Source organism: Paenibacillus wynnii (genome assembly GCF_000757885.1).
Classification (GTDB): Bacteria; Bacillota; Bacilli; order Paenibacillales; family Paenibacillaceae; genus Paenibacillus_AQ; species Paenibacillus_AQ wynnii.
In genome coordinates this window covers 972,507-987,364 of sequence record NZ_JQCR01000003.1, presented here as the reverse complement: position 1 = coordinate 987,364, position 14,858 = coordinate 972,507, and the positions used below count along the sequence as shown (strand labels likewise).

Below are 14,858 nucleotides of genomic sequence, written 5' to 3'. Positions count from 1 at the left end.
ATGTCTTAATTTGATAATTTTCTTGTTATACTAAAAATAGTAAGTGTTTGTTTTCTTTCATCTTCTTAATAAATTTAACGATTCCTCGAATACTAATTATTGATACAATGATAATAATGACTGGACTAATTTCTAAAAGAAAAACAGGAGCTAATGCTGATAATGAAACGAAAGTCTCGTAAAGAAAAAAATAATCAACTATTCCAACAACAACAAAAGACATTACAATCAATTGAAATTTCTGATAATAATAATTTAGCTTATAATAGGCTCTTCTTAAGTAATCAATAGCTTTCATGCTTCACCTCATTGTAATTTATTTACAATAATCTACGATTGTGTTTGGAAATGGTTTCAGGTGTTACGTATTTCAGGTGTTTCGGATAACTCTTATTTACGAACTTCGTAAATAAATCCACCCTTAGAGTATTCGCGAAATTCCAGAACTATCCTCCCTCATAAACTCAACCCAGAAGTATTTGCTCTCCTACAGAAATATTATGTTTTCGAATTCCTTCCAGGATGAGAAGGGATTTTGAATGTATTGACTAGACATTCTTTTAGTAGTCCTCACACAAAAAACACTTACCGAAGTTAGTGTCGGCAAGTGTTCTATAAGTCATTCTGGTCTTGGGATTTCCATTGCTTTCCTTATAACCATTCGTAACCAACAGCCTTCAGCCATTCCCGGGCAATGATCATATGACCAGTTTGCGTTGGATGGACTCGATCTGCAGCTAACTCGAGGGAATAATGATGCTTTAGATGCCTGTCAAAAGCGGATTGAACATCGATGAAACGAGTGCTTTGCCGTTCACTGATCCGCTTTACAGCCGCCCCGTACTGCAATGTCATGCCTCGAAGTGTGTCGTCAGAACTGCTCTCGATGAAGAACGGCGTCATCAGAAACACTTCTTGGACGCCGGACGCCTTAGCTTCCACGACTAACGCCTCGAGTGTCTGCTCGTATTCTTCTAGCGAAACGTGGCATTCTTTGATATGTACACGGTTATAATGCCGCAGAATATCATTAATGCCAATCATGATCGATACCCAGTCGGGCTGCAAGTCTATTACGTCAGTTTGCCAGCGCATCCTAAGCTCTCTTGTGGTGTCGGCGCTTATTCCCATGTTGATCGTTCGTACATCAAGTTCCGGATAAGTCGATTCAAGCAAAGCATTGATGTGGGAGACATACCCGTTCCCCAATGCATCTCCTTTGCCTTCACCAAATGGGCGAACCCGATCACAATCTGTAATCGAGTCACCGATCATGATCAGTTTTGTACCCTTAGGAATCATTGATTGTCGCTCCTTTTATCTATACTTGCGAATGAATGACACCGCTCTGCTTATATCCCTTTCAGGTTGATCTCCAACCTCTCTTTCGACAGTAAGATAACCACTATATCCGATCTCCTGCAAAGCAGCGAAGTATGCATCAAAATCTACGTCACCCTCGCCTAACGGAAGTTCCCGGAAAAATGCTCCTGAACTAACAAGTTCCGCAATATTTTGATGATCCAAAGGTTGGTACCCTATAGCTCCGTAAATAACTCGTGGATCAACTGTCTGAAGCCGGACACCATCCTTGACGTGAGTGTGCACAATATAGTCTTTTAAAATGTGTACACCCTTCACCGGATCATCCCCAGTGACCATGACCATGTTGGCGGGATCAAAATTAACAGCTACACCTTTACCTCCAAGCGTATCCAGAAATGATTTGAGATGAGCAGCTGTTTCAGGCCCCGTCTCAATTGCAAAATGGCCTTTCATCTCCGAAGCGTACTCGGAAAGTTCTGCACAAGCCTCTTGCATAACCCTAAATACCGGATCCGCCGGGTCATCCGGGACTATTCCGATATGGGTCGTAACGACATTACAACCCAAATCCATAGCTAGATCTAGAATGCGTTTGGATTTCTCGATCTTGGCCGGATTCACAACGTGATCCTGGAAACCATGACCTCCTAGATCGCCGCACAATGCGGAAACCTCCAGACCCATGTCAGCGATGGTCCTTCTCAACTCCTTGCGGCTATTGACAGACAGGTTACCCGGATCCATTTCACCGGAAACCGCCCATATCTGAACGCCATCCGCCCCAATTTCCTTCGCCTTCTTCAGACCTTCTCTTATCCCAACCCCGAAGCCGTCAATGATTACGCCGATTTTATTCGTTAGTGATTTTGCCACCGGACATCCTCCTATACACTTGGAAATACTAGTCTAATCTACTGGAATCCATGCTCTCTAAAGAAAGTTATAGTATGTTGCGTCCCAGAATCACATCCATCGAGGCGGAGGTATTATAAATAATCTGCTCCGTATGATGCGTATAATTCGGAATCATCTCGGCAGCCGCAAATCCATCATAGCCGATGTCCTTAAAAGCCGCCATTACCGCAGGGTAATCTACATCGCCGGCAAGCAAATCGACAAACCCGTGCAGTCCACCCGCTTGCCGGCGGTAGTCCTTGAAGTGAACCTTCTTGATGCGACTGCCCAGAATGCGAATCCAATGCTCGGGGTAGCCGGAATGTACAACGTTACCTACGTCAAAGTAAGCACCAACGAACGGGGAATCGATGGAATCTATAAATTGGCGCATCTCAAGTGGCGAGAGTAGGAACTTGTTCCAAACGTTCTCGATGCCGATGGATACGCCGGTCTGCTCTGCATAGGGAGCCAGCCTACTAATGCATTCTTGGGCGCGTTCATAGGCTTTATCGTATTCGACCACATCACAGTCCGGTATAAAATCCACTCCGACAGCACCCGGAATGACTAGGATCGTATCTGCACCCAAAGCCGCTGCTGTCTCTAGCTGTTTCTTGCAAATATCCATAGCTTTCGTTCTGGTCGCTTCGGATTCGCTGGTCATCCAATGAGCCCAATACAAGCCTGTAGCCAAACCGCTGATCTCTAGTCCCATCTCCGTGATTTGATCTCGAAGCGCCAAGGCTTCCTGTTCCGTTGTCTCAAGCCCCAACTCACCGGACTCATTTAGTGACAGTTCAATGCCCTCAAATCCTGCTTTTTTAGCCAACCTCGCGCACTCTAAGATCGGTTTTCCGTCCGGAAATGACCAGATATTAATGCCCTTCTTCATGTTGACCCCTCCAGCAACCTTATTATTAATCCCAATCAATATTACAAAAGGTTCCCATTTCAGCGGACTCATTCGCTTTCAGACATAATAATGCACTAAGCAGCCCATCATCCAACGTGGTTGTAGAATTCTCTTCCCCGCGTAAAACCTTCAAATAATTACTTATTAGCTGTTGATCCCCTCCGCCATGACCGTCATAAGCTTCCAAATCAAGCTTATGCGTCTCCACTCGCGGTTCATGATGCATAAATACGTTCAACTCACCTGTATGCCAATCAAATTCAAGGGTTCCTTTATATCCAAGCAGTCTTGCTCCCCTTTTCGCGGCTCCCCGGCGGGCGAAGAAATTTTGCGAGTAGTTTACATGCATACCCGACTCATACCGTATTAATGCGCTCCCGGAATCCTCGTTGCCTGTGTCCTCAGCGAAGCAGCAGAATTCACCGTAATCATGATTAAGCGCACTGTCCGGACAACTATATTTCTCTTCACAATTCCTGCACATCAGTTGAGCGGGTTTGGTTCCTTTAAAGATCTGCTTTGATTTCATTGCACATATGGAGACAGGCCTAAGACCGACTAAGTAGTTCACATAATCGAAATCATGTGTCGCTTTTTGAAGGAACAATCCTCCTGAAATACTTTCGTCTCTGTACCAATTCTGATAATAGACTGCTCCATAAGGAACGTTATTCACGGCTTGAACATGCTCAACGGTGCCTATTTTCCCTGAGTCAATGATTTCCTTCGCCAACTTAATCAGCGGAGTATTCCTTAGCGGAAACGAGACAACAACTTGGGATTGAGAAGCTTCGTATCCTGCTTTTAATCTAAATAAATCGGTGTAAGTCGTTGCGACCGGCTTTTCAAGAAACAACGTTAAGTTTCGTTCCAACACTTTTAGCGCCATGTCCGTATGCAGATCACAACGAGTACCTACTACAACACCGTCTAATTGAGCGGAATTCAGCATTTCATCGGCATTATTATAAAATTGGATGTGTTCTGCTTCATCTTTCAACTGCGTTCTGATTTTTTCTATCCCGGGATCCGCTATCGCAACAACCCTACTATCAGGGTCCAATTGAGGTACATAACCCATTAGACTACTAGCTCTCACTCCGTATCCGACAACGCCAATTCTCATTGTTTAACCTCCGGAACAGGCAATTCAATCCATTGATAAGGCTTTTCCCTGGCTTTACTTCCATACTCTATCAAAGTAATCACTAGGATCGTTTCTTCAGGTGGAACGGTAGATATACCGGTTTTGAAGAAATGTACCAAATCATCGATAAAAGCTGCAAAAAAATCCGCTTCTGCTGTGACTCTGGCAGATTCACCGTTCTCATATTGCAGGGTCAGAAGAAAAGGACTGTTTTGAATATGAAGAATACTGGCTTGCCGTCCGTTTGGATACTCGATCAACAAGGCAGGTGCCAATTCAGTACCCACGGACATCACACGTTTGGCTCCGACACCCATTAGGGATACGATTGGTTCAATCTGATGAACGGCATAATTGGAATATTTGCCTGGTCCTTGGCTGAATATCGTATCGATTTCCTTATCGCGGGCATCCCCATATTCAGGAGCAAATCGTAAAGCCGAAGAAGAATATAGCGGCGTGTTATGTTGAGCTGCCCGTTCGAACATTTTATTAGCGGTCTCCCGATCGGGAGCGAAAGTTTTATCCACGTAAGTGGGTTTGCCGGACTGTAAGGGAAGCAAGGACAGTTCTTCATGAAATTCCGGGTGATCAGGTGACAGCACGATTAAATAATCGCTGCTGTCAATGACCGCTTGAATTGTAGGCAACAGCTCGATGCCCTTGTCACGGCACCAGTCGGCATTCGTTCTCCCGTTCGGTGCATCGACTTTACCATAAGCACAGGTTACCTTCATCGTTCCGCCGGATGACTGCTCGATCCAATCCGGATATTGGTTGGCATGCCATTCATCGAGAAAATAGTCGATAAATCCAATTCTTTTCATATCTCGCCCTCCATAGTACGTTCGAATACAATCTCTCTATTTAATTCGGATGAATCATAAATACCCTGGATGATTTGCGAAGAGAGAATAACGGTATCGATGTGGGAAGCCAGCTTCTCGCCGCTACGGATACACTCCAGGAAGGAGTCAATCTCGGTTTGGAACATCTCCTCTGATTTATAGGATGGCGTTGTTTCAAGTAATACGCCATCCTTCTCTCCATACACTACAAAACCTTTACCATATTGCAGACGGATTCCAGCCTTACTTCCGAGGATGTCAATGTACATTTCTTCGGCGCCGATATTTTGCGCCCAAGCGCCATTTAATGAAATCGTTGGACCTTCTGTTCGGATCATGGCCGTTACGAAATCGTCCACGTCATAAGTCCCCGAATAGTTCGGAGGACCGGCCCACATGTTGATGTAGGAATAATTCGGCATATCCAATCCCAATTTACTGTATGTCTGTCCGGATACCGTCTTCGGCAGCGGGTCACCTAAGCAATACATGACTATGTCGAGGAAATGAACTCCCCAATCTATCAGTGCACCGCCCCCTGCGATAGATTTGGTCGTGAATGCACCGCCCAGTCCCGGAATCGAACGTTGGGACCTGAAGCTGACATAAACGTGGTAAACCTCGCCAAGCTCTCCATTTGTGATCATCTTCTTGATCAGATTAACGCCCGTATTAAAGCGGTTCACAACACCGATATTCAACACACGTCCGGATTCATGCTGAGCCTTCTGCATCTCTAACGCTTCGGCATAAGTTCTAGCAGCCGGCTTCTCGCAAAGTACGTTCTTACCGGCACGTAAGCAATCGATGGAGATAGTCGCATGTACATCATTCGATGTACATACGGATACCGCTTCAATCTCAGGGTCATTTAGGGCAATGCGGTAATCCTCAATCGCTTCCCCGCAGCTGTAGTCAAGTACAGCTTTTTCCGCCTTTTCTTTGATAATATCGCAGAAATACTTGATTTCGGCGTTGGGGTTGGCCAGATATGCTGGAATATGCGTACCGTTGGCAATGTTGCCGCATCCGATGATGGCGACTTTCATTTTGGACAATGGATGTTCCTCCCTATGATAACTAATTTCACATTTATCACTTCAGTTGAATAGTTATGATCGTGCTGGATGTGACGCCTGCCGCATTCACCAATTCACAGCGGTATTCATATGTGCCAGCAGCTCTGCTTGTAATTGTCGTTACTGCCTTCTGCGCATTTGGCGACACTGCATTTAAGTTCTGCGAATCTATCAGAACCCCGTTCTCAAATAATCGGTACTCGGTTGCATTCGTTCCCCACCACATGTTCATGGTCACATCGTAATTCCCGTCTCCGTCCCAGTTGTTATGGGACAACACCGGTTTGCCCGGAGATGCATCCGTAATAACAACTTTAAGCGGATCGCAAGGGGTCGTTCCAAAGCTATTTGTCAGTTCACATGTGTAGGTATAGGTTCCGTTCGCCTTGCCCGAAACAGCTGTCTTGGCGCTCTGAGCATTCGGCGAAGAATCGGTCAACTTCTGCGTGTCGATCAGGACACCATTCTCGTAAAGTTTGAACCGTGTACCGTTATTCCCCCACCACATGTTCATCGTGATGGAGTAGTTCCCATCCTTCAGTCCTGCGACGTGGCCGCTATTATTGGAAAGCACCGGCTTGCCCGGAGCTCCCTTTGCAAGAGGAAGTGCATTTACCGTTACTTCTGCCTGTGGACGCATCGACGTACCCGCAACCGTCCCTTGCACCGTAAAGTTATTTTCCGCGGCATATTGCGTTGGACTGATGCTGTCCCAGACCACGTTTACCTCTGCCAAGGATTGATTGCTATAAACCGCCGATACTACTGACGGCATGACCGGTGCCTTACCTGCAGTCGTCGAAACCTCAACCGGCTGAAAGCTAATAATGGATGTCGTTTTACCATATAAAGCTAATTCAACTAAGGTGGTCCATACACTGAACGGTCCGTTGTTGCCATTTCCAATAAATTTTACATACCTTGCAGGTACCGAATCGAATCGATATTGTTGCATTTCCGAAGACGTACCGCTACTTGACCCGCTATATACTGTTGTAAAGTTGATGCCGTCTGTCGATACCGCAATATCGAAATAATTTTTCCGAATCGCGGCATTCGCGAATAATAAGTCGATTCTGTCGACATTCTTGATTTCACCTAGGTCATACTTAGCCCAAACGCCAATTCCCTGTGCTGCCCATGAGGTAGTCAAATCCCCATCGATGGTCTTTGTCACTGAACCGCCACTTTCATCACTGGCAGTAACAGCTGAGATATCGAGCATCGGTATCAGTACAATGTCCCTTACAATGTCTCTGTCTGAGAGATTGACAGATTGTGAAAATTTATCTGTCCTATCATAGGCTACGGTAATGAGATAATTCCCAATTGGTAGATTGTTCGCTGTATAGCGCCCTTCCGCATCTGAAATTACAGATTTGACTAGAAAACCTTCGACCGTTCTAACCGCTACGGTCGCATTGACAGCAGGACCTCCGCCATCCTTGGTTACTGTTCCGCTTATATTGTATAAATTCTGCAAGGTAACCGTAACTGAAGGTCCGGTGTCGGACAGAGCTCCGGATGTATGTTGCGCCTCTACCCGGAAGGTATGTTTACCTGATGTCATATTGGTTAAAGTGATGCTGTTATTGCTGCCTGGTACTTCGGTTACAAGCTTACCGCTGTCAAACACTTTATATGCGGTAACCGCATTGCTTGAAGTCACTCCCGTCCAAGACAGGGTTACCTTGTTTGATGTGATGTCGGATGCAGTAAGGTTCCCGTTCGTCCATACGGGACGTTGCATAAGTTGAAACGTCTGATTAGCCGACCACGTTAGCTTATAGGTTCCGGGAGGACCATTGAAGCTTAGAACACCACCCTCTTCGGAGACTAGGAGCTGCGAATCTGCGGTTTGACCGTCTCTTTCTACGGTCCAGTAACCTGCCACTAGGTCTGTTACCACATATTGAAGATGATCTTCATCTCCGCTAATGTTAAGTGTAACTGTGCCATTTAAACGGTCGCCGCTCTTGCTGAATAATGCAACTCTATCTGCAATTTTGGCGCCCACCATATCTCCGGAGTCAACCATTTCTGCAGCAAGCGGTGTAGGCCCTCCGACATTATCCATGACCTGCATGACATTCAAGAATCCATCATCCGTTTGCGCATCGGTCGGGGAGATCTGTACTCTCCATGCACCGGGTTCAAGAGCGCTTTGACTTGACAGCGTATTCGGATAATTCTTACCAAATACGGAATACTCGTTGTTAGGTCCACCTACTTTTTCAATCGTAAGATTATCCTTTAGTGGCAGCAGAGAGGTATTAACAAGCTTCCCGTTATAACCATACACACTTCGTGTAACGGTGGTGACATTGCCATTTACCTGTGGTTCCTCTTCGCTATGCAGCAACCAATATTTTTTGAAATCTGGGTTCTTTGAATGGACTCTGTCGTATACAATCATCGCCGCCGGGTGAGTATCATCTTTCAGATTAAGGAATACAAAGGAGCGCATATATTTCGAAACCTTGCTTTGATATGCTTTTGTCAAATCTCCTTTCAGATAAGTGAAGTCAGGTTTTATCGGATCAGGACCGAATTGATTTCCCGCAATCTCCGCCATCTTGTAACCCTTTGTGGGCATGAGTAGTTCCTCTAAGTTTGGAGGTTCTATCCCTAGATTAGGCCATTGTACTCCGCCATCATTTGATACCGGTTCCCCCCACAGCTGCCATTTTTCGTTCGGATCATAGACCAACATGGAGTTATGCGCTATCGTCCGTTTATAGTAATTTTTATCATGAGCACTGCCATACGTTTGATAGACTCCGGAATCACCCGCAAGCGAACCTTTGTAATAAATTTGGAATGCTCCGGGATCTAGATGGTCATGATTATTGGTGTGGTATTCGCCAACTTTCATCTCGGCCACCACGTCAGGTGAGTCGATCCCTGAATTCCAACCGGTTCTCGCTATCATAGAGCCATTTGGGGAGCCGAAATATCGGGTGAGAGGGAGCTCACTCAGCGGCTTCCTTGGTAAATCTGGGTCGTTGAATAAAAGCACAAGGAGAGGATCTACATTCCATTTTGTCTGGGAATACTCCATATTGAACGCTTCTTTGAAATATGGATTTTTATAATAATCCGCTGTAAATAAAAATGTGTTCGGTTGCCCCGCAAAGCCACCCCTATTAGAAACTACCCACGAATCTCCATCTCGGAGCAAATCGCCGTCCGGAGTGCGGGTGTATATGGTTCTATATGGAACATCACCTAGATTTCTGTTGAATACATCTGGGTATCCCATTCGAGCGTATATCAGGTTGGCTATCGCTTCATGAGCATATCGTCCTTGCCCGTACGAGTCCCCTTGGTAGTGCATACCGGCTTTGAACAAAAATGCACGAGAAGGAACAAACTCCTCCACCAAGATTTTAGTAGCTAAATTATACATTGAGGGTTTTTCATCAAAAATGGCTACACCTGCACTAAGCAGATCTCTGGCAACGTGATTTTCAGCCCGATTCCCGGTAATGAAATTGCCAAAGCTCTGATCCACAGGGTATTTAGTTAATGTGTGATTAGTGGCCAATCTTTCAAATTCCGCGATAAAATGATTCTTTTCATCGGCAGTCAGCAGGTTGTAGCACCAGTCATAGACCAGCGCTCCAGCAAATAGGGTCTCGCCTGCATGTCCGGATGTTTTGGCAACGTCATTTGATTCGTAGGATTGGAAAAAGTTTTTCATCATATTTATGGCTTCTCTGCCTTTAACATCATCCTGGTTAAGAACGGATTGAAATGCTTTGGCTTTGATGGTCGAAAGTACTATTTCACTAAAGTTTCCATCTGCTCCACTAGCCGTGGGGGGCAACACACCACTGTGTACAACTTTGCTCGCATCGTCTACCGTTTTCCAGTAGGTAGCCATCTCTGGCTTCGCAAGCTTCACCTTCAATGAAGGGATATCCTGTGCTCTAATCAATAAACGAGGATGCTCCGCAGGTGGCTTCATTAGCGTTACGGGGCTTCCAATTTCCACGGTTGCCAAGGGTCCGCCTGTAGATTGGTTACTTTCGTTGTCCATCGCTTCTACTTTGTAATTATGAAAACCTTCACTGATATTGGTTAAGGAAATGGTGTTAATATCTCCTGTGGTTGAACCAACCTTAACGTTTCCTTCATAAATTCTGTATTCTTTTATGGTGCCTAGATCGTCGGCTGCACTCGGCCAAGTAAGCTTTACGCTATTTGCACTAAGTTTGGTTGCAGTCAATGTCCCGTCCGCCCATATCGGTGCAGTATTATTCAGAGTCAGGTAATCTACATAATAAATTCCCTTATTATTTTGGGGAAGATACAATACCTTGGTTAAATCCCCTGTTCCTGGTTTGATATTTAATCCTTTTATAGTAAATGTACCTGTTGACTTATCAAGACGAATATCTGTGCTTCCACTTGACTTATAAGCATCACTGATGACCGTCATGTCGTATTTTCCTAAAGCTTTATCAATCACAAACCTTAAAGTCACCCATTGGCCAATTAAATTACCGGAAGGCATATTTATCACTGCGTTGGCGTCTGTAACATCCCTCCATAATCCGCCTGTGTACGTTAGCTTTGCAGCGAGATTTGATTGGTTGTCAGTCACAACAAAATTGAAATGCGGATCCGCATTTTCATATTTTTCAATACGAACCTTGGTCTCCACTGTGAACTTCCCTGTCTGTGGGCTAATCGTTCGAGTTGCCGTGGCGGCCCCCCTGAATTCAAAACCCGCAACATAGTCATTATCAGTAAGCTTCATGATCTTATTGTCTGGTGAAGAATCCTCTACAATCTCTGCGGTTCCAAAAGATGTACCCATAGTCCAACCGCCACCGTTAGTTTTGAGTCCGGTCGGTTCACTGTTAAAGCTGTCCGTGAAAGTACTGGTGTCCGCACTGGCAATGGAAGGCGTTATGATTCCGGAATAGCCAGAAAAAGCAATAAGGAACATCAGAAAATAGTTAACGATTTTTTTACCCTTCATATCTTACGCTCACCTCTTAGATAGATTTTGGATTCGCTCTCATGATTGCGTCAGCTCCGTCTCAAATCCATATCAACCTTTTACAGATCCAATCAACGCACCTTGCTCAAAATGCTTTTGAATGAAAGGATACACCATAATAATAGGCAAGCTGCCTAGTAGAATGAGAGCATATTTCAGAGATTCCAGCACAACCGTCTTTCCTGAAGCCGCGGCAGTTTCAAGAACGTCCCCGCTTTGACCTACAACCACCAGATTGCGGATCATTAACTGCAGTGGAAATAAATTCGGATCCCGTAATAAAAGAAGTGCTGCAGAAAAACTATTCCAAATTTCCACTGCGTAGAAGAGACCCACGGTCATAAGCACAGGTTTGGATAATGGAATAATAATGGAAGGAAGCAGTCCGAAATCTGACAAACCGTCAATTCGTCCCGACTCCTCTATTTCAACGGGGAGACCTTGAAAAAAGGTTCGCATAATGATCAAATTATACGTATTAATAGCACTTGGCAGCACCATGGCCCAGATGGTATCCATTAAACCGTAAGACTTCATGACCAGATAAAAGGGAATCATTCCGCCATTGAACATAATGGTGAAAACGATGATCATCATGACAGCTTTACCGAATATCAGCGACTTTCTGGATAATGCGTAGGCGCCCATAATAGTGAGCGTCATCGATATACAGCTTCCCAATACGAGATATAACAAAGTGTTTCGATAGCCTATCCACAGCCTTTTATCGCCAAGTGCAGCGGATACCGCATCCCATTGAAAACCTCTTGGCCATAATCCGACTACGTTCCGAACTACATATTCAGGTGAACTTAAAGCGACAGACGCCATGTGAATAAAGGGAAATAACGATGCAAACGCAACAAACGCCAGCAAGAGAAAATTGACAATATCAAAGATTCTGATTTGACCACGTCTTACCATAAGCTCGTCTCACCCACTTTACGACTTACTCGATTCGCTGTGTAAATTAATAGTAAAGAAATAACAGCCATAGATAGATCGATTGCTGAAGCATAGCTGTAGCTGCCTCCAATGATACCGGTGCGGTACACATAAGTAGAGATGATATCTGAAGTTTCAAGGGTAGCCACGTTACCAAGAAGAAAGGCCTTATCGAAGCTTAGCTCCAAGATACCTCCTAGCTGTAAGATAAATACAATTACCATAGCGGGTACAATACCGGGTAGCGTAACATGAAGCGTTTGCTTCCACCTTCCCGCTCCGTCCATTCTCGCCGCCTCATACAGTTGGGGGTCGATCGCGGCTAAAGCTGCCAGATAGATGATCGTACTAAAGCCTACTTGCTGCCAAATATCCGAAGCGATGTAGATGGTACGGAACCATTCCGCTTTTTGCAGAAAGTAAATGGGTTCAAATCCCGCCCATTTAATCATTTGATTGATCCATCCTGTACTGGGTGACAATAGCATGATTAAGATACTTGATATGACGACTTGGGACATAAAAAATGGCATATAACTAACGGTTTGCACCAATCTTCTGTACCTTTTCCAACGCATTAAATAGAATAATACTGCTAACATAATCGGTGTTGGATACAAAAAGAGAAATCGATATAATCCCAGTAAAAGTGTATTTCGGATGATATTCCAAGCATCCGGATTACGAAGAAACCATTCATAATACTTCAATCCAACCCACTCACTTGCCCAGACGCCTTTAAACAGATTGTAATCTTTAAAAGAAATCACGATCCCGAACATGGGCACATACTTAAATAGAATATAGTAGAGCAACACAGGGGCTAACAGCAGTAGATATATACGGTCTCGCTTCAATCGCTTGAAGACAGTAGGTTTCAAAGATATTTCTCCCCTCCTGATGTTACAACAGGGCAATCCGTCCCGGATAAGACTGATGCCCTGTTGCTTGTTTAAAATATAAGAATTTATATGTTTCACAATATAATTTATCCTTCTATTTCTCCGAGAACCGGGTGCCGTCCATAAAAGGACGGCGCAGCCGTTTCTTCTTGTTATTTCGCGTTAGTTATTTGCCGATCTAAAGCCGTTTGATACGTAGATTTGATTTTTTCCACTTCGTATTTGTCTAGTCCCTTTACGAAGGAATCCCATTCTGTCATGGGTCTATCACCAAATATAAATTTAGTGGTTTCAGTGGTCCAGTATTTCCAGATCTGATCATTAGCAGGACCGATGGAAATTCCCTCTTCCTCTGTCAGCATGGGAAGATCGCTGGAAACCGGCATCCGGTATTTAGGAGATTCCAGGTAAGCGAGTTGTTCCTCTTCTTTCACCAGTGCCATCCATGCGTCAAAGTCAAACCATCCATAGGTAGCTGCTGTTTGAATCCCGGAGATTACCCGTAAATCCACTGCTTCTTTGTAATTGTCATTAAACTTTCGCTTACCACCTTCAACGGTATAGGTCTCACCTTCTTTACCCCAGCTTTGAATGTCTTTTCCTTTTTCAGAAAAGATATAATCCAGGTAACGTAATGATGCGTCCAAGTTTTTCGTCGTGGAAGCTACAGCTAATCCGTAAACCTCTGATCCGCCTTTAGGCAAATAGCCTTGAGTTCCGTCTCCAGTAGGTGGTGCCATAAATTTTACGTTTCCTTCTGTTAGTTGATTATTCATAATTTCGATCTGACCGATAAATTGAACCGTAATAAAAGATTTGTTCGTTGTCATGAACTGTGTCCAAGCCTTGTAGTCCATCGTCAACCAATCTGGTGGCATTAAGCCTTCTTTGACGAATTTGTTCAGCATTTCGACCATCGTTTTAGCAGCCGGGTCTTGCAATCCGAATTTCACTTTGGTCGGATCTTTAGGATCGCGGTGAAGTTCCGGATATAGACCGAAAGAAGGTCCAATATAGTTTAATGTGTTTAATCCATGACGAACAACGAAGGGATAACTATCCGGATAAAGCTCCTTAAGTTTTTTTGCTGTTGTATATAACTCATCCCACGTTTTTGGTTCCTCGAGATTATTTTTCTTGAATATATCTTCTCTATAGAACCATACCGCTTGATTACCTTCACCCGCACCATCATTAATGATGCTCAGAATTTGGCCCGTAGGGGTAGTCACTCTTTCCTTCACATCCGGCTTACTATCCAAGTAGGCTTTGACATTCGGCATTTTATCCATGTGTTGGGACAGATCCAGGAAAGCACCTTGAGGACCGAACTTCTGTACTTCTGCGGGGAAGACAGATAGAATATCAGGCATACTTCCTGAAGATATCGCAAGTGCCAGTGACTCAGGTCCAGTAGCCAGTACTTGATCAACTGTAATGTTCGTCTCTTCCTTGACCCATTTCCATACGCCCCAATCTTTCTTAGCAGGCCACCCCGTATTATTTTCTGTATATATCTTAATCGTTGCCTCTTCAGGAAGAGTTGGAGCAGCACTTGCAGACGTGGTTGGTTCAATTGAATTAGAAGGACTTGGAGATGTTTCGACGGTGTCTTTTGAACAAGCAGTAGCCATTAGAGCCAATAACGCAAATGCAATCATTGAAGATTTAGTCTTTTTCACACACATCCACCCTTTTCTCATCATTATAGTCATTCAAGTTTTGATAGCCATATCATACGTAATGGGCTGTTGCCAGTACATAAGCTGTTATCAGCAAAACCTATACTT

11 protein-coding genes are annotated in these 14,858 nt (G+C 44.4%); all 11 read right to left on the bottom strand.

Features of this window, described 5'->3' with window-relative positions:
• Positions 1 to 25: 25 nt before the first annotated feature.
• On the bottom strand, positions 26 to 298 hold the full coding sequence (locus tag PWYN_RS19955; RefSeq protein WP_036655513.1) for a hypothetical protein: 273 nt from the start codon (positions 296 to 298) through the stop codon (positions 26 to 28).
• 353 nt (positions 299 to 651) lie between these two features.
• Complete coding sequence (locus PWYN_RS19950) at positions 652 to 1,275, bottom strand: SGNH/GDSL hydrolase family protein (RefSeq protein WP_338049241.1); 624 nt, start codon at positions 1,273 to 1,275, stop codon at positions 652 to 654.
• Positions 1,276 to 1,317: 42 nt separating this feature from the next.
• Complete coding sequence (locus PWYN_RS19945; protein ID WP_036655509.1) at positions 1,318 to 2,199, bottom strand: sugar phosphate isomerase/epimerase family protein; 882 nt, start codon at positions 2,197 to 2,199, stop codon at positions 1,318 to 1,320.
• A gap of 67 nt (positions 2,200 to 2,266) precedes the next feature.
• Positions 2,267 to 3,115, bottom strand: coding sequence for a sugar phosphate isomerase/epimerase family protein (locus PWYN_RS19940; RefSeq protein ID WP_036655508.1), 849 nt, complete (start codon positions 3,113 to 3,115; stop codon positions 2,267 to 2,269).
• A gap of 25 nt (positions 3,116 to 3,140) precedes the next feature.
• On the bottom strand, positions 3,141 to 4,262 hold the full coding sequence (locus PWYN_RS19935) for a Gfo/Idh/MocA family protein (RefSeq protein WP_036655507.1): 1,122 nt from the start codon (positions 4,260 to 4,262) through the stop codon (positions 3,141 to 3,143).
• Positions 4,259 to 5,110: a Gfo/Idh/MocA family oxidoreductase gene (locus PWYN_RS19930; protein WP_036655506.1), complete on the bottom strand. Its 852-nt coding sequence runs from the start codon at positions 5,108 to 5,110 to the stop codon at positions 4,259 to 4,261. The genes PWYN_RS19935 and PWYN_RS19930 overlap by 4 nt, the downstream gene beginning before the upstream one ends.
• Entirely contained in the window at positions 5,107 to 6,189 is a 1,083-nt protein-coding gene (locus PWYN_RS19925) for a Gfo/Idh/MocA family protein (RefSeq protein WP_036655505.1), read from the bottom strand. Before PWYN_RS19925 ends, PWYN_RS19930 begins: the two co-directional genes overlap by 4 nt.
• A gap of 37 nt (positions 6,190 to 6,226) precedes the next feature.
• Entirely contained in the window at positions 6,227 to 11,200 is a 4,974-nt protein-coding gene (hepB, locus tag PWYN_RS19920; RefSeq protein WP_036655504.1) for a heparin/heparin-sulfate lyase HepB, read from the bottom strand.
• A 72-nt stretch (positions 11,201 to 11,272) separates the two neighbouring features.
• A complete protein-coding gene (locus PWYN_RS19915) occupies positions 11,273 to 12,145 on the bottom strand; it encodes a carbohydrate ABC transporter permease (protein ID WP_036655502.1) in 873 nt (290 codons plus the stop codon).
• Positions 12,139 to 13,047, bottom strand: coding sequence for an ABC transporter permease (locus PWYN_RS19910; protein ID WP_036655501.1), 909 nt, complete (start codon positions 13,045 to 13,047; stop codon positions 12,139 to 12,141). The genes PWYN_RS19915 and PWYN_RS19910 overlap by 7 nt, the downstream gene beginning before the upstream one ends.
• Positions 13,048 to 13,220: 173 nt before the next feature.
• Complete coding sequence (locus PWYN_RS19905; RefSeq protein ID WP_036655499.1) at positions 13,221 to 14,750, bottom strand: extracellular solute-binding protein; 1,530 nt, start codon at positions 14,748 to 14,750, stop codon at positions 13,221 to 13,223.
• Positions 14,751 to 14,858: the final 108 nt, after the last annotated feature.

What these genes read in the sequence shown, in the direction of transcription:
- PWYN_RS19955 (WP_036655513.1), bottom strand. Translation starts at nt 298, where the DNA reads ATGAAAGCTATTGATTACTTAAGAAGAGCCTATTATAAGCTAAATTAT.
- PWYN_RS19950 (WP_338049241.1), bottom strand. Translation starts at nt 1,275, where the DNA reads ATGATCGGTGACTCGATTACAGATTGTGATCGGGTTCGCCCATTTGGT.
- PWYN_RS19940 (WP_036655508.1), bottom strand. Translation starts at nt 3,115, where the DNA reads ATGAAGAAGGGCATTAATATCTGGTCATTTCCGGACGGAAAACCGATC.
- PWYN_RS19935 (WP_036655507.1), bottom strand. Translation starts at nt 4,262, where the DNA reads ATGAGAATTGGCGTTGTCGGATACGGAGTGAGAGCTAGTAGTCTAATG.
- PWYN_RS19930 (WP_036655506.1), bottom strand. Translation starts at nt 5,110, where the DNA reads ATGAAAAGAATTGGATTTATCGACTATTTTCTCGATGAATGGCATGCC.
- hepB (WP_036655504.1), bottom strand. Translation starts at nt 11,200, where the DNA reads ATGAAGGGTAAAAAAATCGTTAACTATTTTCTGATGTTCCTTATTGCT.
- PWYN_RS19915 (WP_036655502.1), bottom strand. Translation starts at nt 12,145, where the DNA reads ATGGTAAGACGTGGTCAAATCAGAATCTTTGATATTGTCAATTTTCTC.